Annotated in this window: 29 protein-coding genes; 26 read left to right on the forward strand and 3 right to left on the reverse strand. The window is 42.5% G+C overall.

Going from position 1 to position 25,155, the window contains the following annotated elements; genetic code table 11:
- Positions 1-91 precede the first annotated feature (91 nt).
- The 24 genes from QFZ78_RS29535 (at position 92) to QFZ78_RS29650 (ending at position 19,877) form a co-directional block, all read left to right on the forward strand.
- The gene (locus QFZ78_RS29535; RefSeq protein ID WP_307552840.1) at positions 92-799 is read left to right on the forward strand and encodes a metal ABC transporter ATP-binding protein; all 708 of its coding nucleotides are present in this window, start codon (positions 92-94) and stop codon (positions 797-799) included.
- Positions 745-1,641 (forward strand): metal ABC transporter permease, encoded by an 897-nt coding sequence (locus QFZ78_RS29540; protein ID WP_307552842.1) that lies wholly within the window; start codon positions 745-747, stop codon positions 1,639-1,641. Before QFZ78_RS29535 ends, QFZ78_RS29540 begins: the two co-directional genes overlap by 55 nt.
- 3 nt (positions 1,642-1,644) lie before the next feature.
- Positions 1,645-2,610 (forward strand): metal ABC transporter substrate-binding protein, encoded by a 966-nt coding sequence (locus QFZ78_RS29545; RefSeq protein ID WP_307552843.1) that lies wholly within the window; start codon positions 1,645-1,647, stop codon positions 2,608-2,610.
- Between the two features lie 61 nt (positions 2,611-2,671).
- Positions 2,672-3,898, forward strand: a complete 1,227-nt coding sequence (locus tag QFZ78_RS29550; protein ID WP_307552845.1) for a GTP-binding protein — start codon at positions 2,672-2,674, stop codon at positions 3,896-3,898.
- 34 nt (positions 3,899-3,932) lie between these two features.
- Positions 3,933-4,082, forward strand: coding sequence for a 50S ribosomal protein L33 (rpmG, locus tag QFZ78_RS29555; RefSeq protein WP_029195131.1), 150 nt, complete (start codon positions 3,933-3,935; stop codon positions 4,080-4,082).
- An 81-nt stretch (positions 4,083-4,163) separates the two neighbouring features.
- The gene (locus tag QFZ78_RS29560) at positions 4,164-4,628 is read left to right on the forward strand and encodes a hypothetical protein (protein ID WP_307555949.1); all 465 of its coding nucleotides are present in this window, start codon (positions 4,164-4,166) and stop codon (positions 4,626-4,628) included.
- A gap of 37 nt (positions 4,629-4,665) precedes the next feature.
- Positions 4,666-5,502: an AAA family ATPase gene (locus QFZ78_RS29565; protein WP_307552847.1), complete on the forward strand. Its 837-nt coding sequence runs from the start codon at positions 4,666-4,668 to the stop codon at positions 5,500-5,502.
- Between the two features lie 25 nt (positions 5,503-5,527).
- Positions 5,528-5,698: a hypothetical protein gene (locus tag QFZ78_RS29570; protein WP_307552849.1), complete on the forward strand. Its 171-nt coding sequence runs from the start codon at positions 5,528-5,530 to the stop codon at positions 5,696-5,698.
- Positions 5,699-5,984: 286 nt separating this feature from the next.
- A complete protein-coding gene (locus tag QFZ78_RS29575; RefSeq protein ID WP_307552850.1) occupies positions 5,985-6,824 on the forward strand; it encodes a hypothetical protein in 840 nt (279 codons plus the stop codon).
- Between the two features lie 211 nt (positions 6,825-7,035).
- The gene (locus QFZ78_RS29580) at positions 7,036-7,314 is read left to right on the forward strand and encodes a hypothetical protein (RefSeq protein ID WP_307552852.1); all 279 of its coding nucleotides are present in this window, start codon (positions 7,036-7,038) and stop codon (positions 7,312-7,314) included.
- A gap of 358 nt (positions 7,315-7,672) precedes the next feature.
- Positions 7,673-8,119 (forward strand): tellurite resistance TerB family protein, encoded by a 447-nt coding sequence (locus tag QFZ78_RS29585; RefSeq protein ID WP_307552853.1) that lies wholly within the window; start codon positions 7,673-7,675, stop codon positions 8,117-8,119.
- Between the two features lie 106 nt (positions 8,120-8,225).
- Positions 8,226-8,825 (forward strand): TerD family protein, encoded by a 600-nt coding sequence (locus QFZ78_RS29590; RefSeq protein WP_307552855.1) that lies wholly within the window; start codon positions 8,226-8,228, stop codon positions 8,823-8,825.
- A 39-nt stretch (positions 8,826-8,864) separates the two neighbouring features.
- Positions 8,865-9,446, forward strand: a complete 582-nt coding sequence (locus QFZ78_RS29595) for a TerD family protein (protein WP_307552857.1) — start codon at positions 8,865-8,867, stop codon at positions 9,444-9,446.
- 52 nt (positions 9,447-9,498) lie between these two features.
- Positions 9,499-10,086 carry a TerD family protein gene (locus QFZ78_RS29600; RefSeq protein WP_307447598.1) on the forward strand — a complete coding sequence of 196 codons (588 nt, stop codon included), beginning with the start codon at positions 9,499-9,501 and terminating at the stop codon, positions 10,084-10,086.
- Positions 10,087-10,158: 72 nt separating this feature from the next.
- Positions 10,159-11,415, forward strand: coding sequence for a TerD family protein (locus tag QFZ78_RS29605; RefSeq protein ID WP_307552858.1), 1,257 nt, complete (start codon positions 10,159-10,161; stop codon positions 11,413-11,415).
- Positions 11,416-11,447: 32 nt separating this feature from the next.
- Entirely contained in the window at positions 11,448-12,191 is a 744-nt protein-coding gene (locus QFZ78_RS29610) for a TerC family protein (protein WP_307552860.1), read from the forward strand.
- A gap of 74 nt (positions 12,192-12,265) precedes the next feature.
- Entirely contained in the window at positions 12,266-13,369 is a 1,104-nt protein-coding gene (locus tag QFZ78_RS29615) for an HpcH/HpaI aldolase/citrate lyase family protein (protein ID WP_307552862.1), read from the forward strand.
- On the forward strand, positions 13,314-14,729 hold the full coding sequence (locus QFZ78_RS29620) for a phosphoribosyltransferase family protein (RefSeq protein ID WP_307552864.1): 1,416 nt from the start codon (positions 13,314-13,316) through the stop codon (positions 14,727-14,729). The genes QFZ78_RS29615 and QFZ78_RS29620 overlap by 56 nt, the downstream gene beginning before the upstream one ends.
- Positions 14,702-15,835, forward strand: a complete 1,134-nt coding sequence (locus tag QFZ78_RS29625; RefSeq protein WP_307552866.1) for a cysteine protease StiP family protein — start codon at positions 14,702-14,704, stop codon at positions 15,833-15,835. Before QFZ78_RS29620 ends, QFZ78_RS29625 begins: the two co-directional genes overlap by 28 nt.
- The gene (locus QFZ78_RS29630) at positions 15,832-16,668 is read left to right on the forward strand and encodes an HAD family hydrolase (protein WP_307552868.1); all 837 of its coding nucleotides are present in this window, start codon (positions 15,832-15,834) and stop codon (positions 16,666-16,668) included. The genes QFZ78_RS29625 and QFZ78_RS29630 overlap by 4 nt, the downstream gene beginning before the upstream one ends.
- Positions 16,665-17,687 (forward strand): ATP-grasp domain-containing protein, encoded by a 1,023-nt coding sequence (locus tag QFZ78_RS29635; protein WP_307552870.1) that lies wholly within the window; start codon positions 16,665-16,667, stop codon positions 17,685-17,687. Before QFZ78_RS29630 ends, QFZ78_RS29635 begins: the two co-directional genes overlap by 4 nt.
- A gap of 255 nt (positions 17,688-17,942) precedes the next feature.
- The gene (locus QFZ78_RS29640) at positions 17,943-18,515 is read left to right on the forward strand and encodes a hypothetical protein (RefSeq protein WP_307552871.1); all 573 of its coding nucleotides are present in this window, start codon (positions 17,943-17,945) and stop codon (positions 18,513-18,515) included.
- A gap of 92 nt (positions 18,516-18,607) precedes the next feature.
- Complete coding sequence (locus QFZ78_RS29645; protein ID WP_307552873.1) at positions 18,608-19,252, forward strand: pentapeptide repeat-containing protein; 645 nt, start codon at positions 18,608-18,610, stop codon at positions 19,250-19,252.
- 64 nt (positions 19,253-19,316) lie between these two features.
- Complete coding sequence (locus QFZ78_RS29650) at positions 19,317-19,877, forward strand: 5' nucleotidase, NT5C type (protein ID WP_307552875.1); 561 nt, start codon at positions 19,317-19,319, stop codon at positions 19,875-19,877.
- A gap of 352 nt (positions 19,878-20,229) precedes the next feature.
- Here QFZ78_RS29650 and QFZ78_RS29655 read toward each other — a convergent pair whose 3' ends face one another.
- Positions 20,230-21,078, reverse strand: coding sequence for a transposase (locus QFZ78_RS29655; RefSeq protein WP_307552877.1), 849 nt, complete (start codon positions 21,076-21,078; stop codon positions 20,230-20,232).
- Between the two features lie 714 nt (positions 21,079-21,792).
- Here QFZ78_RS29655 and yunB point away from each other — a divergent pair.
- Positions 21,793-22,590 carry a sporulation protein YunB gene (gene yunB / locus QFZ78_RS29660; RefSeq protein WP_307552879.1) on the forward strand — a complete coding sequence of 266 codons (798 nt, stop codon included), beginning with the start codon at positions 21,793-21,795 and terminating at the stop codon, positions 22,588-22,590.
- A 10-nt stretch (positions 22,591-22,600) separates the two neighbouring features.
- Here the strand turns inward: yunB and QFZ78_RS29665 are convergent, their stop codons facing one another.
- On the reverse strand, positions 22,601-23,650 hold the full coding sequence (locus tag QFZ78_RS29665; protein WP_373461077.1) for a M23 family metallopeptidase: 1,050 nt from the start codon (positions 23,648-23,650) through the stop codon (positions 22,601-22,603).
- A 116-nt stretch (positions 23,651-23,766) separates the two neighbouring features.
- On the opposite strand from QFZ78_RS29665, the gene larC2 reads away from it, so the two are divergent.
- Entirely contained in the window at positions 23,767-24,255 is a 489-nt protein-coding gene (larC2, locus tag QFZ78_RS29670) for a nickel pincer cofactor biosynthesis protein LarC2 (RefSeq protein WP_307552883.1), read from the forward strand.
- Positions 24,256-24,305: 50 nt separating this feature from the next.
- Here larC2 and larC read toward each other — a convergent pair whose 3' ends face one another.
- Positions 24,306-25,154, reverse strand: a complete 849-nt coding sequence (gene larC, locus QFZ78_RS29675; protein ID WP_307552885.1) for a nickel pincer cofactor biosynthesis protein LarC — start codon at positions 25,152-25,154, stop codon at positions 24,306-24,308.
- Position 25,155 lies beyond the last annotated feature (1 nt).

Consider the following 25,155-nt stretch of genomic DNA (forward strand, 5'->3'; position numbering starts at 1 on the left):
ACTTATAGCTTGGGCTTCGACATATAAATGAAGGATAGTCATCATGTAAAATCGTAATTATTACATATAAAGTCGGAAAGGATTTGTTCTTATGCTGGTAGCCTCCATGGATGAGGTAGAATTCGGCTACAATGACGTCCCATGTATTCAAGACGCAAGTGTAGAGATCCAATCGGGTGAATTTGTAGCAATAACGGGCCCCAATGGTGCAGCCAAGTCGACCTTGCTGAAATTGCTTCTTGGCTTGCTTGATCCTTGGAAAGGGACCATTTTCTTGTCTTCTATTAATAAAGAAGGAAAAAGGCTGAAAGTGGGCTACGTGTCTCAGCAAATCTCCGCCTTCAACAGTGGATTCCCTAGCACGATATTGGAGTTTGTCCAATCAGGCAGGTATGCAAGCCGCTCATGGTTTCGTAAACTCGACAAAGAAGATGAGGTGCAGACGGAGAAAGCACTTCGTCAGGTTGGGATGTGGGATTTGCGCAAGCGCAAGATCGGTGAACTCTCTGGCGGCCAAAAGCAGCGTATTTGCATTGCCAGAGCGCTTGCACAGGAGCCCGATATGCTTGTTCTCGATGAACCGACGACAGGGATGGATCAGGATAGCCGCTTTGGCTTCTATGAGATGATGCACCATCAAGTGAAAGCTCTCGGGCGAACCGTTGTTATAGTGACCCATGGCTTATCCGAGGTCGCTCCCTATCTGGATCGTATTATTGAGCTGGAGAGGAAGGAGGATGGCGGATGGAAATGCTGCACTACGACTTCATGCAGCGGGCATTTTGTGCCGGTGGGTTAATTGCGATCCTAGCTTCGATTCTGGGTGTCTATCTCATGCTTCGCAGACAAGCTCTGATGGCTGACATGCTCTCCCATGTTTCTTTGGCAGGGGTTGCAGGAGGTGCATATCTAAAAATTAATCCAACCTTGACTGGATTCGTCGTAGCTACGCTGGGAGCCATAGTTGTTGAATATGTAAGGAGGTCATATAAAACCTATAGTGAAATTTCGGTTGCCATCATCATGGTGGGTGGATTATCTACAACAGTGATCATTATGAGTCTTAATCAAAGTCTTAATAAAGGCTTCTCCGCTTATTTATTCGGCTCTATAGTTGCTGTGAATGAAACCGAGCTTCTGCTAATGTTTGCGGTAGCGATGATGGGGGGTATCTTTTTCTATATATTCCGTCGTCCGCTTTATCAGATAACATTCGACGAAGATACGGCTAAGACGAATGGGCTCCCTGTGAAATGGATCTCACTTGGATTTAGCGTTATAACAGGAATGATAGTTTCCGCGGCTATGCCTATCGTGGGCGTTCTTCTCGTATCGGCACTAATTGTACTGCCCGCGGCACTTGCCATTCGGATTGCACCTAGTTTTACATCCGCACTTTTTATAGCTATGAGCATTGGTTTACTTGGTGTCATTTCCGGACTCACCGCTTCTTATCAGCTTAGTACACCTCCGGGAGGAACGATAGCACTGCTTCTCTTAGTTATTCTTATTGCTGGCATGGGTTTGAAAAAGGTCGTTCTGACATTTAGCAAAAGCAAAGCAAGAAATTCAGTTGACACCATCCCTCGGATGTCCAAAGAAACGACAATTTCATCATTTAACAAATATCAGGAGGAATAACCAATGAAAAAAATAGGGGTAACAAAATCACTTACATTTACCGTACTATCAGCTGCTCTCTTATCGGGCTGTGCATCCAACACCGCTTCAAGCGATGGCAAATTAAATGTCGTTACAAGCTTCTATCCCATGTATGAATTCACGAAACAGGTTGCAGGTGATCATGCCAATGTTATCTCTCTAGTCCCGTCGGGGACTGAACCCCATGATTGGGAGCCTAGTGCGAAAGATATGACACAATTGAAGAACGCCAATCTGTTCGTTTACAACGGTATCGTAGAAGGATGGGCGGAGCAGGCACTTAAGAGCGCTGAAAATAAGAATCGTGTTGTTGTTGAAGCTATTAAAGGAATTGAATTGATGGAAGGCTTACCGGAAGACGAGCATGCAGAAGATCACAAGGAAGAAGATAAAGATCATAAAGAAGAAGCGCATGGGGACGAAATCCTAGATCCTCATGTTTGGTTAACACCGGTTCTTGCTCAAAAAGAGATTGAGGCCATTGTAATAGGATTAACGCAAGCTGATCCAGCTCACAAAGAAGATTATCGTAAAAATGCGGATGCCTATATCGGAAAGCTTAAAGCTTTGGACGAGTCATTCAAAACGGGCCTTAAAAATGTAAAGCGTAAAGAATTCGTTACGCAGCATGCTGCTTTTGGCTATTTGGCCAAAGAATACGGGCTGACACAGGTTCCTATTGCCGGACTTTCCCCTGAGGAAGAGCCAGCCCCAGATAAAATGGCAGAAATTATTAAATTTGCGAAAGATAATAACGTACAAACGATTTTCTTTGAAACGCTTGTAGATCCAAAGGTGGCGAATACAATTGCAAAAGAAGTCGGTGCGAAAACGGATGTGCTGAATCCATTAGAGGGATTAACGGATGATGAAAAAAAGAAAAACCTTGATTACATCGGTGTTATGACGAATAACCTAGAAGCATTGAAAAAAGCGTTAAATGAATAAATCGAAGTTGAGATTGTTTTTTTTGATGTAAATACGTAAATATTACGAATAAAAAGAGGTTATGACATTGGTGGATCATAAAATACCTGTGACCGTCTTAAGCGGTTATTTGGGAGCAGGCAAAACAACGCTATTAAACCACGTGCTGCATAATCGCGATGGCTTAAAAGTTGCGGTTATTGTGAACGATTTAAGTGAGGTCAACATCGATGCTGATCTGATTAGAGAAGGCAACGGACTTTCCCGCACGAATGAGAGCCTGGTAGAAATGTCGAATGGCTGCATCTGCTGTACACTACGTGACGACCTTTTGAAGGAAGTAGAGCGGCTTGCTAAAGTGAATAAATTTGACTATATCCTTATTGAATCTACGGGTGTAGGTGAACCTTTACCGGTTGCGCAAACATTCACTTATATGGATGAAGAGCAGGGGATTGATCTTACGCAATTTTGCCGTCTCGACACGATGGTAACTGTCGTAGACGCCTACCGTTTCTGGACGGATTATTCCTCTGGAGAAACGCTCCTTGAACGCAGTCAAGCTGTGGGTGAAGACGATACACGCGAAGTTGTAGATCTTCTGATTGATCAAATTGAGTTTTGTGATGTCCTGATCTTGAACAAATGTGACATGCTGGAAGAAGATGAGCTGATTGAGCTAGAGGAAGTACTACGCGCATTACAACCTAGAGCCAAATTCATTCGCTCAGTTCACGGGAAGGTTGCTCCAACAGATATTTTGAACACCCATTTATTTAATTTTGATGAAGCAAGTACGTCCGCAGGTTGGATGCGGGAGATGGAGAAGGAAACACATACACCAGAAACCGAAGAATATGGCATTTCCTCTTTCGTCTATGAAAGAATTCGTCCGTTCGAACCTTCGCGGCTAATGAGTTGGATGGAAGATTGGCCAGCGGAGATCATCCGAGCTAAAGGGATCATGTGGCTTGCAACGCGCAACGATCACGCTCAGAACTTAAGTCAAGCGGGTCCTTCTATTCGCTTCGGTCCAGCTGGGTATTGGGTGTCGGCGCTGCCAGATGGTGAAAGAGAAGCTGTTCTTGAAGAAGACGCGGATCAAATCAAGCATTGGGATGATACCTATGGAGATCGCATTAACAAGGTTGTATTTATCGGCATGGAGATAGACCGAGTTAATATCGTCGCTTCTTTGGATGCCTGCTTGTTAACAGATGCTGAAATGCTTAGCGATTGGAATCGTTTCGAGGATGAGCTGCCGAATTCCATGATGGAGTTGGAAGAATCCTGCCCTTTGCCACAATAAATTCAGCAATGATGTATGATAGGAGGTGAACAGCATGAGAGTCATTATTACATTGGCGTGTACGGAAACAGGTGACAGAAACTATACAACGACGAAGAATAAAAGAACACAAACCTCTCGTTTGGAGCTGAAAAAGTATTGTCCACGTCTGAAGCGTCACACTCTTCATCGCGAAACACGGTAATAAACCAAGAAAGTCCGGGCTTACTTGTCCGGGTTTTCTGCTTTGTGAAGGGGATTATCCAAGAGGAGGCTGATGGGCTTGATGAGTTTGAATACCAATGAGGAAAAAGAAGTCATTCTAAGTCATCACACGAATGCTCAGTGGCGTCGCCGCGAGCAAGAATTATTGCAATGGGCGGCACGTGAGAAACAGCGCAAGCATGCTAAGAAGACTACACTTCTCGGACATATCCACGTGGATACGGAATTGTTTCCAGCCTTGATATTACTTCAGCAGAAGCAAATAGCGACTGAATTCTCTTGTGCAGGTGTAAGCCCACTTGACGAACCAGAAGACCATTCCCTGTATGCTTATCTCACGATCATAGCCTCTGAGCGAGCTGAGAAATTTGTCCAATTGACCATGAAGCGCATGAGACATCGCTTGTTGATTTCCTTTGAACCCGCGAGGAACCGATACGATCTTTCATCCTTTTACATAGGCCACAACCGTTCCTTTTGTCAGATGATCCAGCAATGCGCTGAATCCTTTGAGAATGAGGTTTAGGCAGCGAATACGTACAAAATGAGGAGCAATTAAAGATATGACCACTAAAAAGAATATCAGGCTGCCCAAATCCAAAGGGATTGAAACGGCAACTGTTTATACACCTGATGAGTGTCTGAAGAAAATCAAACATATCGTCCTGCAAGAAAATAATCAGCAAATCGTGGAAGAATTTATAACCATTCAGAATATGAAACAAAAGTTCGAAGAAGCCGAAGTGTCTGTTCCGAATAAAATCGTTATGTTTGGCCCGCCGGGAACGGGGAAAACATTAACGGCCTATTATCTGGCGTCTCGTTTGGAGCTTCCACTCATTGTCGTTCGATTGGATGCGATTATTCATAGTCATCTCGGTGAAACGGGATCGAATATTCGAAAAATATTCGAATTCGCCAAGCTTGCACCATGTGTGCTGTTTCTCGATGAATTCGATGCTATTGCAAGGGCTAGAGATTCTATTGATGAAGTGAAAGAGATGGCGCGAGTGGTCAATACTTTGCTGCAATGTCTAGATGAATTCCATAGTAATAGCACATTTATTGCCGCGACGAATTTGGAAGAAGAATTGGATACGGCCGTGTGGCGTCGGTTTGATACGCGAATGACGTATGAATTGCCTGGCAAAGCGGAGCTTGATGTGTTTTTGACTAAATTACTTGGGGATTCGCAGGAAAATAGGAAGCTCATCGAGCAGTCGAAGGAACTGCTGCAAGGCTGCAGCTTTGCTGACATTGAACAAATTATTTTGAAGGCCAAGCGCAAAATGATCATTGAAGATAGTGAAATGAGTTACGAGAAAATCGCTCACGGTTATGCAGCTTACAATCCAAGAACCTTACCTAGAGATGCAGCACCAGCTGGAGCTGTATCATAGCTGAAGTAGAAGGAGAGCACTTCGAATGAAGGGACAGCATCCAATAGATGACCATCATGACTTGCAGGAACAGTTTAAGAAATTAGCTAGCAAGGGCATGCGATTAACTGAACAGCGCAAAGCCATGATAGATCTTATTCTAAATTCCGCAAAGCCATTATCTGCCATCGATATCTATCAGAAGATGGAAAAATAATTTATAGGACTGAGTTACGGCACGATTTCTTGATTTAGTGACGGAGCGTTTCGGGCTCCCCACACTAACCAACAGTTTCAAGCCCATTAGCTACAAGCTTGATGTCTATGGTTATTGTACCGAGTGCATTCTAATGAACCATCCAGATCATGCCCTGGAAAGGAAATTAGGTTTTCTCCTACATGTCGGAGCAAGCCTTTTTTGTTTTTCATAAATGGTCTGAACTTGATAAAAACGAGTTGGAGGGGGAACTATCTAGTAGTAAAAAGACGTGGAGGATTGAAGAATGGAGCATCCATTACTCTCAGAATTGAAGCAGCTTATTACCGATCTCGAACAAAAAAAGGCTGAGACCATTTATACAATTCCTAGTGAAATTATGGGGGCCACGAAAAAGGCAAAAAACATGGAAAGGTTTTTACACGATATATTTGCTGTAGTAAACGGCAGTGGCGGGATTAACCTGCTGAGCATTATCCGTAGGGAGTTTGGCATGAGCGTGGAACTTACCGATCATATCGATCAGTGGGCACCGTACAGCAAAGATCAATTTGAAGATGCGATCCATGATGCGATTGACCGGGCTGAAATTCGTGCGGGAAAGCAAGGGTTGTTTTTTCAAGGTTCGCCTGATAAAAAGGAAGCCGCAGAAGCTCTAAGTTTGCTTAAGAGCATCGCCCATGCCGCGGTTAAGTGTCAATTTAATCCGAAACAGGCTGGACCACAAGCCTATATGGAGATTTTGGACTCTGTCATCCAGTTTTATGCACTTCCCAATTCGTTCCCGGATGACAACATGATCAAGTACAGAAACCTAATTTCTTCTGATAGACTCTACGCAATGTCGGGGAACGATGTTACCATTACAGCTGCATTGAAGAGTCATGTAAAAGAATGGTACGAACGTTCATCCTTTACGTTCTTGGAAAATAGCGAATGGTACCATACCTACGAATCAGTCGTAGATTATTCGTACGTCTTAACAGGGGAGCAGCTAGAACACTTACGGATTGATTTCATCCAGCATATAAGGGATGAATTTAATATAGTAAAAGCAAAACCTGAGCTGCACCGAGTGAAACATCTGAAATCCATGCTGGAAACCGTATTGAACTGGAAGGTTTAGTTACCACGAAACCTTTTAATTTACTAATTGGCGGAAGGCCGCATTCACGAATTTCGTGCTTTTCATTGTTTAGGTTTTGACAAACCCCCTATTTAATTCAACAAGCCAGTATCTGGGCTCTTTAGGGGGCACTATTTATTTACGAGAAAACAATGTATTAAATGATATATTCGGTTCTAACAGCTACTCTCCATCGGGTTCATATATCTATGTGGTCGATGGAGCCGGTAATCTTATTTATAATCCAGAGCACAATCGTTTAGGTCAGAATGTGAGTGCTAATCCAGTAGTAGCTAAGCTCATTAGTGGTCAAAGCGGCAAGGAGAAAATCGTGAATACATTGGGAGTCTCCTCATTCCCACTAGACGGAATGTCGGCACATGAAGTGCTTGAGCATGCGGATCAAGCGCTCTATTTTGCCAAAGGAAAAGGGCGGAATTGGATCACCCGTAATAATATGCGGCATGAGCTAGGAGGGGCACTGCTATGAATATTGAGAATATAGAAGCGTTCGTCTGCGCGGTATATACCGAAAAGAGTATGAATCTGACACATTGCGGGGAAACCTAGGTGTACCGAATCCTGCAAATCGCTACACGAAAGTAGAGGCTGCTATCTAAAAGTCAGTTTTTGTTGGTACTCATTTCTATTTCATTTACTTAGTCTAATTAACCGTCCGCTTTGGGCGGTTTTATGACGTTTAGGTTGAATTATTCCCCATAGCCGCTTCGAAATTCCAATATTTGAAAACAAATGTGTAATCGTATAAACTGTGAACATAGACTATTGTGGAGAAAAATGTAGCCTATAGTCAAAATGTGTTACTAAATCATATAGGTGGTGCTGAAATGAGTACGTTTAAATCATGGTTTTCAAGCGCGAAAACGGGCTTGTCAGAGCAAGTCAAAAAATTTCAGAACAAAGATTTTCTGGATGCCGTTGTAGCAGGTTGTGCGATTGTAGCAGCCGCGGATGGCAGCATTGGTAATTCAGAAAAAGAAAAGATGATTGGTTACATCAGCCGCAGCGAAGAACTTAAAGTATTTGATGTCAGTAATGTCATCGCTCGCTTTAACCACTTTGCTGGCAACTTTGAGTTCTCAGGCATTGTAGGCAAGCAAGAGGCGCTTAAAGTTATTTCCAAGTTTAACAATAAGCCGGAAGTTGGACGAATCATCATTGCGGTATGCTGCGCAATTGGTGCTGCAGACGGAGATTTTGATGATCAAGAGAAGAAGGTTGTCAAAGATATTTGTACAGCGCTGAACCTCAATCCTAGCGAATTTAGTCTGTGATCGTCAATTTACAAATAATTTAATTGAAAAAATGAAACGTGTTTGAACTTTATCCGTATCAAATGAAAGAGTGTACTAATACAGGATATGAAGGGAGGTGACCTCGTTGACAATTAGTTTGGTCAAAGGTCAGAAAATTGATTTAACAAAAGGTAATGCGGGTCTTTCCAAAGTTGTAGTTGGACTAGGTTGGGATCCTGCGGTTGTGGAGAAGAAAGGTTTCTTCGGATCCAAGAAAACAGCTGTTGAAATTGATTGCGACGCTTCCGTCATCTTATTAGATGAGAATGGGAAATTAACTAAAGAGAAGAATGTTGTTTTCTTCGCTAACTTGCAAAGCCCTGATGGTTCAGTTGTTCACTCCGGTGATAACCGCACAGGGGAAGGCGATGGCGATGATGAGCAAGTATCTGTTAATTTAGGACAAGTTCCTGCGGATGTTAGTAAGATCGTTTTCGTTGTTAATATCTACGACTGCGTGAATAGAAAGCAAGATTTCGGTCTCGTTCAATCCGCCTACATCCGGTTGGTGAATGATTCGAATAAACAAGAATTGATCAAGTTTAATCTGACCGAAGATTATTCAGGTAAAACATCCCTGATTGTTGGTGAAATTTATCGTCATAGCGGCGAATGGAAATTCAACGCGATTGGTGAAGGCAGCACGGATACAACGGTTGGACAATTAGTTAAACGTTATCAATAATAGCAACACCAAATCCCCTATAAAGCGAGGTCATATTCAATGGCAATTTCACTATCCAAAGGTCAAAAAGTAGATTTAACGAAAACAAACCCAGGTCTAACTAAAGTTGTTGTTGGTTTAGGTTGGGACACGAACAAATATGATGGCGGTAAAGACTTCGATCTAGACGCTTCCATTTTCGCTGTAAATGCTTCCGGTAAAGTAGGATCTGATTCAGATTTCATCTTCTACAACAACCCGAAGAATTCGAATGGGTCCATCGTACATAACGGCGACAACCGTACAGGTGCTGGCGATGGCGACGATGAGCAAGTAAGTGTTGATCTAAGCGCAGTACCAGCTGAAACTGAGAAGATTGCTTTCTGCATCACAATTCATGATGCTGAAGCAAGAGCGCAAAACTTTGGACAAGTTTCCAATGCTTACGTTCGTATTCTTAACGAAGGTTCAGGCGCAGAATTGATTCGTTTTGATCTAGGAGAAGACTTCTCCATTGAAACAGGCGTAGTTATCGGTGAATTGTACCGTAACGCTGGCGAATGGAAATTCAGCGCAATCGGTAGTGGCTACAAAGACGGTCTTGCAGGTTTAGCTCGCGATTACGGCTTGCAAACTTCCTAAGATTTTACTTATCATGCTAGTTTTCTTGCGAAAACTCTAAGGAGATGCAGCAATGACAATCAGCTTGTCCAAAGGTCAAAGAATTGACTTAACCAAGACGAACCCTGGCCTGAGTAAGGCGATTATCGGATTAGGTTGGGATACGAACAAATATAGTGGTGGGCATTCATTCGATTTGGATGCGTCAGCCTTTCTGCTTCATGCTGAAGGTAAAGCCAAAGGGCTTGAGGACTTCATTTTTTACAACAACTTGGTTGGTGTCAATGGCTGCGTTGAGCACACCGGCGATAATCGTACAGGTGATGGTGATGGGGATGACGAGCAAATCCGAGTTGATTTCTCCAAAATCCCTGCGCATATTCACCGAGTAGGAATAGCTGTTACGATTCATGATGGATCGAATCGCAACCAAAATTTCGGACAAGTATCGAATGCGTTCGTTCGTCTTGTTGATGAGGTAACGAATCGGGAGATTTTACGTTATGACTTGGGCGAGGACTTTTCAGTAGAAACTGCCGTTGTCATTTGTGAATTGTACCGAGACAGCCAAGGTCAAGAATGGAAGTTCCAAGCAGTAGGAAGTGGCTTTCAAGGTGGTCTTCAAGCCCTTTGTAAAAACTACGGACTTGATGCCCAGTAAATTCAGAAACAGGTGGGGTGGTGCGAGCAAGGCATCACCCTTCAATTATTGAGTACGGAAGGGACAGCCCTTATGCATATATCTCTTGTCAAAGGCCAAAAGACGGATGTTACAAAAACAAATCCGGGGCTCTCACAGATTGGTATTGGACTCGGATGGAACTCTCCTGCGAACATAGATCTGGATACCTCAGCATTCTTGTTAGGCGCTAATGGGAAGGTAGACAATGACGAACAGCTGGTATTCTACAACAATCCAACAAAAAGCGGTGTGAATTTTATCGATCGGCCCTCTCAAGGGACCGATAAGAAGCAATTTTCTATTCAATTTTCCAACGTTCCAGCCAATGTTGAGAAAGTTGCTATCACACTAACCATTCATGAGGGTGAGAAGTTAAAGCAGCAATTCAGCCAAGTAACTCAAGCTTATTTACGGATTTTTCATCCTAGCACAGGGCAAGATATGTTGCGATATGAATTAGGAAATCAATTCTCCGTTGAGACAGCTATTGTTGTAGGGGAACTATATAGATATGGAACGGAATGGAAATTCAGTGCGATTGGATCTGGCTTTTCCGGTGGGCTGAAAGCGCTGTGTGGTAATTTCGGAATCGAGGTTAAGGATGAACCTACACCTAACCCAGTACCTAATCCAACACCGACGCCTCCCCCAGTCTCAACTCCAGCTCCAACAAGTAAACCACCTCTTATCCCTCCGTCTCCAATTAATCTGAATAAGATTGAATTGAAGAAGAAGGGCGATCGCATTAGTCTTGAGAAGAAGACAACAGGCAATCTCGGGGAAATTGTCATTAATTTAAACTGGAATCAGAAGAAGAAACCCAGTGGATTTTTCGGTAAAACCAAAGGGATCGATCTGGATCTAGCTTGTTTATATGAATTAAAGAATGGTGAGAAGGGCGTTATTCAAGCGCTTGGTAACCGGTTTGGTTCACTTCATAGAGAACCATATATCGCCTTAGACGGTGATGATCGTACAGGATCCGTAACGACAGGTGAGAACATTCGAATCAATGGAAATAAGCTCTCTGAATTTGAACGCATCCTTATTTTCACTTTTATCTACGAGGGTGCAACAACTTGGTCTGAAGCTGATGGCGTAGTCTCCATTAAGCAGGATGGCGGACCCGATATCGAAGTGAAATTGAACGAGCATGATAATCGTCAGGGCATGTGTGCCATTGCATTAATTCGTAACCAAAATAATGAAACATTTAGCATTGAGCGGCTTGTTCAATATTTCTCCGGTCATAAGGTGCTAGATGAAGCCTTTGGATGGGGAATGAGATGGGTTGCAGGAAATAAGTAAACAATTAGCGAAATATACAGGAGGGTCAAGGGATGTCAGATTTTTTTCAAAGCTTTGTTAACAATTTTCTTAACTTTTTTAGTTGGGAAGTGCTCTCAGAAACACTTACCGATCCCGTTAACTGGGGAATTATCGGTACACTTGTTCTTCTAGAGGGTTTACTATCTGCTGATAACGCATTAGTACTCGCTGTTATGGTTAAGCATTTACCTAAGGAACAGCAGAAAAGAGCCTTATTCTATGGGCTTCTAGGTGCCTACGTTTTCAGATTTATAGCTATTGGGGTAGGTACTTTCCTAGTTCAAATTACGTGGATTAAAGTGCTTGGCGGTGCGTATCTTCTCTGGATTGCCATCAGTAATCTCTTCTTCAAGAAACATGAAGTGGATGGTGAAGGTGAAGTTAAGAATAAAGGACTTTCCTTCTGGCGTACGGTATTAGCAGTAGAAGTTATGGATATTGCTTTTAGTGTCGATAGTGTTCTAGCTGCATTTGGCGTCAGTGAAAAGGTATGGGTGTTATTCCTTGGAGGCATCTTGGGAGTTCTTATGATGAGAGGTGTAGCTCAAGTCTTCTTAAAGCTCATTGACAAGATACCGGAATTGGAGAAAACAGCGTTCATACTTATTATCGTTATCGGTATTAAGATGATTGCAGGTGCATTTGGTTACCATATCTCACATATTCTCTTCTTCTCAGTCATCATTGCTCTATTTGGAGGCACGATTGTTCTTAGCTTGCTTCGCAAAAAGGACAAGCAGGAATCAGCTAGCTAATATACCGACTATACAATGACAATCCCTCCTTTACGGGGGGATTGTTTCTTAAACGAAAGAGGGAGGAATCGGGATTGAGATATTTTAATTATTTAACAGCGGATGAAGAGAAAGCTCTATTTTATTTACCTCCGACTTCCTTCCATAATCATTCGCGCAAAGAAATCCTAGCTTATTCCATTGGTGCTGCACTTTATATGCCTGCTACACGTCCCACGTTCGCGGAAGATATCGCTTTTGGTAAAATTGAAGGTCTTGTTTCTGTTATTCTTGATTTGGAAGATGCCGTTGGTGAAAATGAGGTTCATGCCGCAGAAGAATCATTGGTGAATCAAATGAATCAGCTAGCCACCTTCATTGAAGTCGGAATTCTTCATACGGACAATCTTCCGCTTTTATTCGTACGTGTAAGAAGTGTGAATCAGTTAAACTATTTGATCGAAAGATTAGAAGAGAACGTAGCCCTTTTAACGGGATTTGTATTCCCGAAATTTACTGCAGACAATGGCGAGGCTTATTTTCAAATACTAGAAAATTATAATGACGAGAAACCGTCTTCTGCACCTATGCTATATGGTCTGCCAATTCTAGAGTCTGGACCTGTGATTTATAAGGAAAGCCGTACCTATACGCTTCAAATGATTAAAGAAATCCTAGAGAAGTATAAGGATTTGGTCCTTAATGTAAGAATTGGGGCTACGGATTTCTCCAGCTTATTTGGTTTGAGACGCAGTCCAGAGATGACCATTTATGACATAACACCGATTCGAGATTGTGTTGCTGACATTATTAATATATTTGGACGTGTTGATGCATCTTACGTTATTTCCGGACCTGTATGGGAATATTTTCCCCAAAAAGGTTTGGTTCGCGAAGTGATAATGGATAAAGAGAACGGCATGATTGGTAAGACGATTATTCATCCTACTCATATTAAACCCGTTCAATCGATATACGCGGTGACTCATGAAGAGTATACGGATGCTACAAGCATTATTAAGAACAATAATGGCGATCATGGCGTTATTAAGAGCGCATATGCCAATAAAATGAATGAAATCAAACCTCATTTAAGCTGGGCTAGACGTATTCTCTTACGATCACAAATTTATGGGGTGCTGCATGAACAACAACAATATGAAGGATTATTGCTCAAGCATAATCGAGCATACGTATAAGATCGCAGGTGATTTAGAGCTTCAAGTGACATTGACCTCTAATCCATTTGAGATTCCCCTCGACTCTCTGTTCGCCATGGCGGCAAGAATCAATAAGAAACGATCGTTCCTGTTTGTTAGCAAAGTGCTGGGGAAACATATCCCTGTGAATCCGTATTCCTCCTTATTAAGCGGGGCTTCATTGGCACTACTTTTACAACAAGCCTTAAAAGGTACTTTGCCACAGAAGTTAATCCCTCAAGCCATTCAGGGCATTATAGATCCTTCTCAGGCCGAAACGGCCTATAAAGAAATTATGTCCTATCGTTTAAGCTTGCCGCAATCAGTTGCTTTTATAGGGTTTGCTGAAACTGCCACAGCCATCGGACATGCTGTTTATGAAACCTTTGGTCAGGGGGGCAGCTATATTCATACCACGCGAGAAGTGATCGAAGGATCGGCATCCATCATTAATTTCAGTGAGGAGCATTCCCATGCGGTGGCACATTATTGTTACGCGAAGGATCCTCAAATGCTTACAAATCCTGAGATTGTTGTCCTTGTTGATGATGAAATTACGACAGGTAAGACCTCGTTGAACATTATTCGAGATATGCAGGGGAAATTTCCAAAGAAAACCTACTACATCCTTGCTCTGCTTGATTGGAGAACCCCAGAGGATCAGCAGCAGTTTTTGAAGCTAGAACTGGAGTTAGGTATCTCCATCCACGTGCTTTCCTTAGTCAAAGGTGAGGTAAAAGTAACTGGTTCATCTGAAAGCTTGACCCCCCAAGTGCCTGTCCTTCCTATTCCAAATCAAATGGGACCCATTCACTTCATGTATATAGATCATCTATTCGCTCATGCTCCTTATGTGAGCCAACATCCTTATTTACAGCATAGTGGAAGATTTGGTCTTACACCGGAGGAAAGCGAACAATCTGGTCATTCGATATCTCAAGCCGCCAAGCTGTTGAAACTTACTCGTATAGGTAAGAAGACGTTGTGCGTAGGCACAGGTGAGTTTATGTATATCCCCATGCGAATTGCCGCTGAAATGGGAGAAGGTTTGTCTTACCAATCGACGACGAGGAGTCCAATTCATACCATTGATAAAGAGGATTACGCCGTCAAGGTAGGTTATCCGTACTCATCTCCGGAGGATCCAGATGTCACTCATTTCTTATATAATGTACCGGTAGGCATGTATGACGATCTCTATTTATTTATGGAACGAGAAGCAGATCCAGCTTCGATGCAGCCATTACTTCAAATTCTTCAAACGCGAGAGCTGAAAAGGATTCATATTGTCATTTTCTCTCCTCAAACGGTTGAATGGAAGGAGAATGCAGTATGGAAGATTGGCGAGTCAAACCAATAGAGGAGCCTGTGCACTTGGGCAGCTATCCAGCTTCCGATGTGACATTCCTGCTTAAAGATTTGAGCGAGGTTAAGCTGGAAAAGTCGATGGATGCGAGAGAACTAGCCATTCAATCGGGAACTCATTATTCAGAAATGCTACCGCAAGAGCATCTACCAACGTCTGATTATTTAAAATTGTACCGAGAGACACTGCAGATGTCAGCCAAGAAGGTTGCATTAGCAGTCGGTACTACGGCAGAGCTTATTCGAAATAAAAAAGGACCGAACACGGTGCTGGTCTCTCTTGCGAGAGCGGGCACGCCGGTCGGTATACTAATAAGACGTTACCTGCAAGACGTGCATCAGTTGGACATACCCCATTACAGCATCTCGATAATTCGAGGTAAAGGGATTGACGAGAACGCTTTGTTTTATATCAAGCAAAAGCATCCAGAAGCGAATCTACAATTTGTCGACGGGTGGACCGGCAAGGGAGCAATCCGTAAAGTGCTTATAGAGGCTTGCAGCAAGCTGGAACGAGATTACGGGATCAAGCTGGACGACGATCTAGCTGTACTTGCTGATCCTGGCCATTGTACGGATATGTTTGGAACAAGGGAAGACTTCTTGATTCCGAGTGCCTGCTTGAATGCGGTGGTATCCGGTTTAATGAGTCGAACGGTGCTGCGCGAGGATCTCATTAGGCCGCATGACTTTCATGGTTCCAAATATTATAAGGAGTGGTTGGACCAGGATCTCTCCAATCATTTTATTGCGGAGATTGTGCCCTTTTTTGGTGAGGTAGTGAAAGAAGCACAGCATAGTGCCCGGGAATTACTCCAACATCCTCCGACGATTTCATGGAAAGGTTTGCGAGATATCCAGGCGATTCAGAGTGAGTATCAGATTGCGGATATTAACTTGATTAAACCCGGTGTTGGAGAAACGACCCGTGTACTGCTCCGTAGAGTGCCATGGCGGATATTAGTAGACCGATTAGATAATCCAAATATTCGTCATATCCTCCTTTTAGCTAAAGCTAGGGAAGTACCAATAGAAGTGTACCCAGGTCTCACTTATTCCTGTTGTGGTATTATAAAATCCGTGAAAGGAGATGCCGAATGATATTTGCAAGCGATTTAGATCAAACGTTAATCTACTCCCAGCCTTTAGAGCGTGCCGAAGAATTAGGCGATCGGATTATTACAGCAGAGCTCATTGACGGTAAAGTGAGATCATATATGTCCTCTAGTTCCTACCAGCTGCTTCAGAAGTTGATGACGGAGCTCATTTTCATCCCAGTAACGACACGAACCATGCAGCAGTACAATCGTATCCATTTAATTAGTCAAATGTTGAAGCCCGCCTATGCCGTTACGAGCAACGGCGGGAATATTCTGATAGATGGACATACCGACTTGGAATGGCAAGCCTCTGTAGTTGCTCGCGTTAGTGAAACAAGTGAGCATGTGCAGGATGTCAGGATACTGCTAGATCGTGTCCTTAGTCCGGAATGGGTCCTCAGTTCCAGCTACTGCGACGAGCTATTTTTTTCACATATCATTGACCGGGCAAAGATACCGCTTGAGGAAGTTGCTCAGATGAGTGCAGAACTTCAGCGCATGGGTTGGAGCACTTCCATTCAGGGAAGAAAAGTCTATGTCGTTCCCCAAGTGGTTAATAAAAGAGATGCCGTTCAGCATCTCAAACAGTTAACAGAGGAGCGCCAAGTTGTGGCATCTGGAGATTCCCTCTTGGATCAGATTTTAATTGATTTCGCTGATTTCTCGATCGCTCCTAGGCACGGAGAATTATTTCGACAAGAGCAGCTTCAATCGACGGGGAACTACTCATTTACCGAGGAATCCGGGATTTTCGCTTCGGACGAAATACTTAAGTATGTTGAATCCGTAAACATCGAGCAAACGAATCTATGTATCATAAAGGAGTCCTCATGAAAAAAGTATGGTTTAACCGCTGGTTTTCAGTAGCCTTTCATTACATGAATAGCATTCGCAATAATGAGGATGGCGTCCAATTCAAAATGTACGCCACACATCCGGACCGTACCCATATGGCTCTACAGGCGGCTGATTACGCGGATACCGAACCTGTTTTAGGTGATGATGATTATGTGGAGTTTGCCTTGGATTTCTGTAAAAAGCATGGCATTGATGTCTTCATTCCCAGATTACATATGTACGCGATAGCGAAGCATATTGATTCGTTCGAAAAGGTAGGTACGAAAGTAACGGTTTGTCGTGACCTTGAGCTATTAGAGAACTTACTGGAGAAACAAAAGTTTTATGAAGCCATCAGAGGAACGAACATTATTTCAATTCCTGATTATCATGTGGTCAATACGGCAGATGAATTTATGACGGCCTATGAGGCGCTCATAAGTGAAGGTCATCAGGTTTGTATGAAGCCAACGAATGCCGAGGGCGGTATGGGCTTCAGAATCATCAGCAATGAGCGGGATACATTAAGTGACCTGTTCGGCACAGTTACTCCATATCTCTCTACGGAACAGGTATACAAGACCTTATCATCCGTAGATCGTTTCGAGGACTTGATGGTGATGGAATTATTAAACGGCTTTGAGTACAGCATCGATTGCTTAGCATCGGCTTCTGGGGAATTACTTGCCGCTGTGCCGCGTCGTAAAGCGGACGGACGGCTAAGACTGCTTGAGGAAGTGCCTGAGCTAATCGAAATCGCACATCAGGTGGCTGCCACCTACAAAATCCCGTTTAATTACAACATTCAAGTGAAGTACAATCAAGGTGTGCCTAAATTACTTGAGATTAATCCGAGAATGTCTGGCGGACTGCATGTGACTTGTCTATCTGGCATTAATTTCCCTTATTTAGCAGTGAAATCAATTTTGGGTAAACATGTGGACAACCAAAAGCCTAATTATGGCATTCTGGCCAGTCATATTGAGAAATACATTATTATGGATTTAGGTGAATAAAAGAAACCGTGCATCATATCTTTGAATATAGATGAACAAATCTGTCAAAGAAGGTGCACAGGATGATAATAAGCGGGATTATACTTTCAGGAATAATCATTGTGCTCATTGTCGTAGCTAGCGCTGAAAAAGCAGAATATGTGTCCAAATTCATTGAAAAATAGTCATCTATGAAACCTGAAAAGGTTTCTTTTTTTTGCTATGATTTGGTAGAATATAAGAAAAGATCTGTGAGGCTGGGGAGGGGGCTGTACGTTGCTGGATTTTACATTTGAGATTGTTGACGAGTCTACAATTAATACCAGAATTTTGTATGCCAACGAATGGTTCACTTTCAACATATATGAGAAAGATCATGTTTGGACACTTCATCCCTTTGATGGTATGTTAATACGGAATAAAGATATGTGTCAGCTTGTGATTAATGAGCTGCTCAAAAATAAATATTTTCATGTCATGTGCGCGAAAGAGAATATCCAATTGTCAGAGCTGCGGACGACTGTTGATTTAAGTAATAGAACGAGCATGTCTACATCTAGACCTACTCCTTCACCTAGAGAAGAACTGGATGAAGAGCTTCCCGACGATATAAAGTCATTTATGGATTATCATACCTTGGATGAAATTATTGATATGGAGAAACAAATTATTCATAAACGAATGACTTTTTACAAACAAATGTTAGAGGCCATGTTCATGCAAGGAGCGGGACCGAAGGACCAGGAATTTATCCAGATTCAATCCATCTATGTGATGTGGAAAGAATCGTATGAGAAATTGAACGGGTTAAGCGATCAAGATTTGTCCGGTGGGAAGAAGAGATGGTAATATAAAGGGAGATTTAAATACCAAAGAGTAAATGTTCAAAAAGCCGTAAGGCTTATTTTTTTGCCTATCATTTGATTATAAAGGAGTACCAGATGAGCATTCCCAAAATTGAAACACCGAAAATCCCCAAAGAAATACCAGCCATTACACTGCCCAACGAGGAAATGCAGCCAGAAGATAGCTTTCATACGGGTATTATAAGTGATTGTATCATTGACAATCAGTCCGCATATAAAGTCGCGTTTGATAAAGTGATATTTCGTAATGTCACCTTCACTCGGATATCGATGAAAGACATAGAGCTAACAGATGTTATTTTCGAGAAATGCGATCTATCCAACGTTGATTTTGGTCAAGCTACAATCCATCGGACTGAATTTAGAAATTGCAAAATCATTGGCATTGACCTGACAGAAGCAACCGTCCGAAATGTCTTATTTCATACATGCTTAGCCGATTATACGACCTTTCGAATGGCTAATTTCAAGCAGACTGTTTTTCAGGAGTGCTCGCTTTTAAATGCCGATTTCTACGAATCCATGCTGCAAAAAGTGTATTTCGATAATTGTCAGCTGGACAGGGCACAATTCACGGGTGTTAAGCTTGCGGGTATTGATATCAGCAGCTGTGAATTTACAAGTTTAGGTGTGAGTATAGAGGATTTGCGCGGCTGCATCATTTCGAGGGGACAAGCCTCTGTTTTTGCAAGTCTTTTCGGACTTATATTGAAGGAATAAGGGGGAAATATAAAAAGGAAAATGCTCCGGCAGCCTAGTATATCCGTGAAATGAGGAGTTAACCTTGAAATTCGGCTTTGATATCGATGATACACTTATTAATTTAAGAGAACATGCCTTTCATATTTATAACCAGAAGCTAAAGCAAAATATTGGGTTGGATGCGTTCCATGCCTTAACGACGATGGAAATTCACAGTGCCTTCGGTTTGACGAAAGAAGAAGGAGGCAAGCTCTGGTTTAGCCTCCGCGACGACATTTATTATTCGCAGTGTCCTTCTTTTCCTTATGCCGTAGATATCTTGCAGGAATTAGTACAACAAGGTCATGAGGTCTACTATATTACGGCAAGAGCCCAAGAGCATACAGAACGAACAAAAAACTGGTTAATTGCCAACGGTTTCCCGGTAGTTGAGGGACATTTTTATTGTGGGATGAGTGATTCCGAGAAAGTACATATTATTGAAAAACTGAACTTGGATTATTATTTCGATGATAAACCGGCCGTTCTGGAAACCTTGACCCACCTCCCATTGAACTTATATGTGAAAGATAGATCGTATAATCAGCACTTGAACCTACCTAGGATTGTATCTTGGGACGAACTCCGAGAAATTATAAAATGAAACAAAGCTGAACTCCTAGATGTTAAGGGGTTCAGCTTTTTACTCCATTTAAGAACCCAGAACCAAGCACCAAGCACCCAACTCCAAACTATGAATCCAATACTTGACCAAGCTTTCAACAAAGATGGTCTTTCACTTCCAATCCCCTATGTCCACTATCCCTTTAACTCAGAATGAAAGAATTCATTAAGAATGAACGAATGAATATACGAACGAAAGAATGAATGAATGTATGAATGTATGAATGTATGTATACGTGATCAAGTTTTTCGTCAATTGATCATTAGTTTTATTTCTATAATTACAGAAATTGAAAATTGAATGACCAAATTTAATACTACTATTTGTCTTATTAGTAGCTAGCGGGTTTGAAGCAGAGTTGAACTAAATGGGCAAAAATAGGTTTGTTTTTTGAAGAAAGGTTTAGTCGATAACTAAATTCGTCTAAGTACTTTTGTAAATGTTTGGGTCCGAGGCCATGGAAGGTGTTATTTATCCATTTACTAGCTTGTTTAGCGAATACGAGCAATGGTCGAAGTCGTGTGTGGGTATAAAAACCTGTAACTATCTCAATATTTTGGATATCTGATTCTATGTGCAGTTGTTGAAAGGCTTTTGTTTCAAATCGAGGAATATGTCTTTCTTTTGGATTCGTAAGAAGAACATGCTTGATTTTGAGGTAGGTAGATTCATTCCATTCATTAACTGATGAGCCTATAAGAAGAAGATGCTCTTGCTGGTGTTTGTGAACAGAAGGATTATAAGGTCGTCCGTAGATAGCCGAATTAATACAAACTGAGCCCGAAAGCGGAGTTTGATCATCGGAGCTATGAATCATAGAACGGATTTTATACAAGATTAGCCAAGCTGTTTTATAAGTAACCTTGATAAATTTAGAAAGTTCGATTGCGGTCGTACCTTTATTTGTACGGGAGAAAAGAAAAAGAGCCAGCATCCATTTACTCAGTCCAGTTCGACTTCCCTCCATAATTGTCCCGGATATAAGAGACGTTTGATGGCAACAGTGACTGCATTCGTAAAGCGGAAGACGACGGGTAGTTGTCACATAAGCATGGCTATGTTTACAACGCGGGCAGCTAAAACCTTCAGGCCACTTAGTATGAAAAATATACTCAATGCAAGCACTGTCAGTGGAAAAATGATTTTGAAATTGCTCAAGTGACATACTTGCAAAATTCATATGCATCTCTCCGTTTGTCCAGAAATGAGAATATATGTTCCTATTAATAATATACCAAACATATGATCTTATTTCAAGGGAAAATGGAAAAATTTAATTAGAAATCGAATGTTTTTCTAATTTCTGAGTGATGGGGATAGTGTCCATAGAGGTGGTGAAAAGTTGGGTTGGACGCAAAGTGAGGTGACGTTGGATGGAAGATGTCAATGGGATGAGATACAGGTACGTGGACAGGACAGGACAGGACAGGATAGGATAGGACAGGATAGGATGGGACAAATTGTGTCGGCTGAAGGATGTGGTGGCATAGTCAAGGTAATGCGGGGTCGATATGGTGCTGACATGAGTTGCCCTGAATGGATGAGACTCACGTAGGAAGTTGCATTGATGATGGGACGCAGAAGCGAGAAGATACGGATGTACGGATGGGTTGTGTCTTAGTGAGAAGAACGTATACGTAGGAACCCAGACGAGAGAGGTTACAGAAGGGATGGGGAAATCTGCAGGCGTAATCCAGTTAGACCCATTGGGTTCAGACTCGATAACGAATAAGACGGGATACAAATGGAATGGGAATGGGGAAAGTTAGAATAACAATGGAGATGAATGTATGACCGGTTGAGTGGACTTGCTGTGGGGAACGTGTCTTCTTTTTCACTCCATGTCCGCATAAGGTAGTACTAATTGATTTGAGTGGCTAGGGGAGGGAATGGGATGCTGCTAAGGCGACGCTGGAGAAGCAGACCTACAGGTAAAACAAACCGCAAAAAGGTGCTGTTGATCGGTCTTCTCATCTTTGTCCTATTTAGCGTGCAGTTTTTTATTTTCGTAGAACGTAATCTTAGACCTCCACTGATGAATTTGGCAAAAGTACGCATAAAGCAGATAGCAACACAAGCGATTAATAGTGCCATTGCGGATCATGTGGCTGGAAGTACGAGTGCGGAGCAATTAATTGATTGGAAGATGGATAAAAACGGTAAAATAACAGGATTTATGCTTAATTATAATGAACATATGCGTATAACTGCAGATACGATTAAAACAGTGCAAGGTGAACTGAAGGATTTGCAAAGTATATCAGAGCATATTCCGGTAGGGCAAGCGATGAATAGTGCGATTCTCTCCTCATTTGGCCCTGATATTCCGATTCGTCTGCTGCCAGTAGGTAATGTGAAGGTTGATCTAAATACACGTTCTCAAAATGCGGGAATCAATATGGTTATGTTTGAAGTGTATGTCCGTATTATTGCAGAAGTATCTGTGATTATTCCCTTTGATTCCGATACTGAAATTGTGGAAACCGAAATTCCTATTTCCTATTCACTCGTTGTTGGGGATGTCCCTACGTATTATTATGATAACAAGGGTAAACCTGTGGGCAGTAATAAGGATGCGAGTCCACCGAGTTTATCGCTGCCTAGTATACCGAATGCCGGAACTACAACAACACCAAAGTCAGAGGGAGTTTCAACGCAAGAAAGCAATACACAAAAAGAACCGCCCCAATAATGGAGCGGTTTTATTTTTTCTTTTTCATCCGATCTTCACGTTCCCATTTGCGAAGGGAGGGGTAAGGATCGAAGCTCCATTCGGTCAGCCCATTATCACGATAAAGTCCAAAATGGAGATGCGGTGGAAATTTACCTGATGTTCCCGGCTTACCATAACCTGAACTACCCACCCAGCCGATGGTTTGTCCAGGTTTTACAATATCGTTTTCTTTGATTCCTTTTTGAAAACCAGAAAGGTGCGCGTAGTAGTGATATATATTGTTCACATCTCGAATACCAATCCGCCAGCCTCCGTAGGGATTCCAGCCTTTAATTTCCACAATGCCATAGCAAGTGCTTCGTACAGGAACACCATAACCCGCAAATAAGTCTGTTCCTTCATGGGAACGATGCCCGCCCCATCCGCGACTGTCCCCCCATGTGCTGCGGTAGGAGTAGTCTGCGTTCACCGGCAGTGGAAAAGCATGCTCACTAACATCAAGGGTACCTAGTGTGGCATAGATTGTAGCGAATTGTTTGATACGTTCAACACTGCGCGAGTTTTGATAATAATTCCATAAGTTGATTTGTAAATTTTCTTCTTGGTTGCCATTATTACTCATTAGTGTGGCCATAGCCGCCAGTACGTCTAAATCGTTGTTTCGATCGGCAATGCCGTCACCTGAACCATCTCGCCCGTAACCATGAAAGAAGGAGATGCTTCTTGGATTCGTATCTTGCTGGTCTGGATTCAATAAGCCGACCCAATCTGTTTCAGGGAAGTAAATGCTGGTAATTCCTTGATGTACGGGTCTTTTTTTCGCGATATTCATTGTTCTTTCGTACTGATCAACTGCGGCAAGGTATGCCCATGGAATGCCTGACAAGATGCTTGTTTTTTCAAATAGCTCTTTCCGCTCAGCGTTCAAGTTCGGGTTAACTTTAGACGGAGCTGCGGCAAACAATTGGTCAGATGCAGCGGCGTGGGATTCAGCATTGCTTGAAAGAGTCCCGGATTCGGTTGCTGATAGGAGGAGGCTAAGAACAAGAACCCGCGACCAAAACGGTCTGCTTTTCATCTCTATCATCCTTCCTGAAATGTTAGTTCTTAGGATGTACTCTTCTACGAATGTTTATCCCTGCATCTTTCGTTGTTATCCGATTTTTGCTATGATGCCTGTATGAGGTGAGGATCGTGAGTTTTAATCATAGGGATGAGCATGTGGACGATAGTATGCTGTTAATTCAGGCAAATTTAGACGATATGAACCCGGAGTGGGTTTCTTATATAATGGATAAGCTTTTTGAAGTAGGTGCGAACGATGTATTTGTAGTACCGATAATTATGAAGAAAGGCAGACCTGGGATTATGCTGAATGTGCTGGTTGAAGATGAACGGCTCTCTGTTGTAGAGGAAGTTATTTTTAGCGAGACAACGACACTCGGCATCAGGTACATGCACGCTTCCTGCCATAGATTGGCTAGAGAATTCGAGCAAGTGCTAACACGATGGGGACTTTTAACGGTAAAAGTCGGTTATCACCAGGGAAAATTGGTACAGTATGCACCAGAGTTCAAAGAATGCGAACAAATTGCTAAGGAGCATCAAGTACCTTTGAAGCAGGTATACGAGGAAGTTAGGATGCAGTTTATCCAGCAAAAACAAAAAAACGTCTCCTCCTGATTTGAAGGAAGAGGCGTTTTTGGCAATTTATAAATGGTCTCCGTGGAGACTCATGTATGGTGAGGGTGTGTATGTGAATGCTCATGTTGGTGGTGATGATGATCATCATGTGTATGTCCATGCTCATGTGCAAGGTGCTCGTGGCTTACTTGCCATTTTCCAATATAAGGATCAACTTTACCGACTACGACGCGAAGCACATTGGGTTGATTAGGTAAATCTCTTGTACCTGCACCGTAACCGATGGTGTCAACGATCATAGGAGGAAAGCTTTTAGAGAACTCGTCCACGATTCCGGAAATAATTCCGGCACCAGTTGGCGTGGTCATCTCTATATTATAGTTGGTTGAAGCAATGGGTAACCCACGCATCATTTCCAGTGTTGCCGGAGCTGGTACGGGATATATACCATGATCGATATGTATAGTCCCTGAACCTAGAGGTACTGGAGAGGCAAAGATGCGCTCGACTTGTAGGGAGTCAATGGCTAAGGCCACACCTACGATATCGACAATGGAGTCTATGGCTCCGACTTCGTGGAAGTGTACTTTTTCAACGGGAATGCCATGGATTTTTGCTTCAGCAATACCGATCTTTTCAAAAATAGCTAAGCTGATAGCTGTTACACGCTCATTGAATCCTGCCTGTTGAATGACTTGTACGATTTCTGAGTAATGACGATGATGTTTCGGTGGATGCTGTGGGTCTAGAATGACATCTAGCTTTAAGGCGGAAATACCGCGCTTAACGACGCGCTTCCATTCCAACATGTACGGCTCTAGTTTGATTTTGGTAAGCTCTTCTTCAATGTAAGCTCGATCTGCTCCCGCATCTACTAAAGCACCCAGGGTCATATCGCCGCTGATTCCGGAGAAGCAGTCTAAATATAAAATGCGCATT

The sequence above is a fragment of the Paenibacillus sp. V4I5 genome (assembly GCF_030817255.1).
GTDB lineage: Bacteria > Bacillota > Bacilli > Paenibacillales > NBRC-103111 > Paenibacillus_E.

Bases quoted from the DNA above. Each gene is read 5' to 3' on its own strand.
- QFZ78_RS29535 (WP_307552840.1), top strand. From the start codon at position 92: ATGCTGGTAGCCTCCATGGATGAGGTAGAATTCGGCTACAATGACGTC.
- QFZ78_RS29540 (WP_307552842.1), top strand. From the start codon at position 745: ATGGAAATGCTGCACTACGACTTCATGCAGCGGGCATTTTGTGCCGGT.
- QFZ78_RS29545 (WP_307552843.1), top strand. From the start codon at position 1,645: ATGAAAAAAATAGGGGTAACAAAATCACTTACATTTACCGTACTATCA.
- QFZ78_RS29550 (WP_307552845.1), top strand. From the start codon at position 2,672: ATGACATTGGTGGATCATAAAATACCTGTGACCGTCTTAAGCGGTTAT.
- rpmG (WP_029195131.1), top strand. From the start codon at position 3,933: ATGAGAGTCATTATTACATTGGCGTGTACGGAAACAGGTGACAGAAAC.
- QFZ78_RS29560 (WP_307555949.1), top strand. From the start codon at position 4,164: ATGAGTTTGAATACCAATGAGGAAAAAGAAGTCATTCTAAGTCATCAC.
- QFZ78_RS29565 (WP_307552847.1), top strand. From the start codon at position 4,666: ATGACCACTAAAAAGAATATCAGGCTGCCCAAATCCAAAGGGATTGAA.
- QFZ78_RS29570 (WP_307552849.1), top strand. From the start codon at position 5,528: ATGAAGGGACAGCATCCAATAGATGACCATCATGACTTGCAGGAACAG.
- QFZ78_RS29575 (WP_307552850.1), top strand. From the start codon at position 5,985: ATGGAGCATCCATTACTCTCAGAATTGAAGCAGCTTATTACCGATCTC.
- QFZ78_RS29585 (WP_307552853.1), top strand. From the start codon at position 7,673: ATGAGTACGTTTAAATCATGGTTTTCAAGCGCGAAAACGGGCTTGTCA.
- QFZ78_RS29595 (WP_307552857.1), top strand. From the start codon at position 8,865: ATGGCAATTTCACTATCCAAAGGTCAAAAAGTAGATTTAACGAAAACA.
- QFZ78_RS29600 (WP_307447598.1), top strand. From the start codon at position 9,499: ATGACAATCAGCTTGTCCAAAGGTCAAAGAATTGACTTAACCAAGACG.
- QFZ78_RS29605 (WP_307552858.1), top strand. From the start codon at position 10,159: ATGCATATATCTCTTGTCAAAGGCCAAAAGACGGATGTTACAAAAACA.
- QFZ78_RS29610 (WP_307552860.1), top strand. From the start codon at position 11,448: ATGTCAGATTTTTTTCAAAGCTTTGTTAACAATTTTCTTAACTTTTTT.
- QFZ78_RS29620 (WP_307552864.1), top strand. From the start codon at position 13,314: ATGAACAACAACAATATGAAGGATTATTGCTCAAGCATAATCGAGCAT.
- QFZ78_RS29625 (WP_307552866.1), top strand. From the start codon at position 14,702: ATGGAAGATTGGCGAGTCAAACCAATAGAGGAGCCTGTGCACTTGGGC.
- QFZ78_RS29630 (WP_307552868.1), top strand. From the start codon at position 15,832: ATGATATTTGCAAGCGATTTAGATCAAACGTTAATCTACTCCCAGCCT.
- QFZ78_RS29635 (WP_307552870.1), top strand. From the start codon at position 16,665: ATGAAAAAAGTATGGTTTAACCGCTGGTTTTCAGTAGCCTTTCATTAC.
- QFZ78_RS29645 (WP_307552873.1), top strand. From the start codon at position 18,608: ATGAGCATTCCCAAAATTGAAACACCGAAAATCCCCAAAGAAATACCA.
- QFZ78_RS29655 (WP_307552877.1), bottom strand. From the start codon at position 21,078: ATGAATTTTGCAAGTATGTCACTTGAGCAATTTCAAAATCATTTTTCC.
- yunB (WP_307552879.1), top strand. From the start codon at position 21,793: ATGCTGCTAAGGCGACGCTGGAGAAGCAGACCTACAGGTAAAACAAAC.
- QFZ78_RS29665 (WP_373461077.1), bottom strand. From the start codon at position 23,650: ATGAAAAGCAGACCGTTTTGGTCGCGGGTTCTTGTTCTTAGCCTCCTC.
- larC (WP_307552885.1), bottom strand. From the start codon at position 25,154: ATGCGCATTTTATATTTAGACTGCTTCTCCGGAATCAGCGGCGATATG.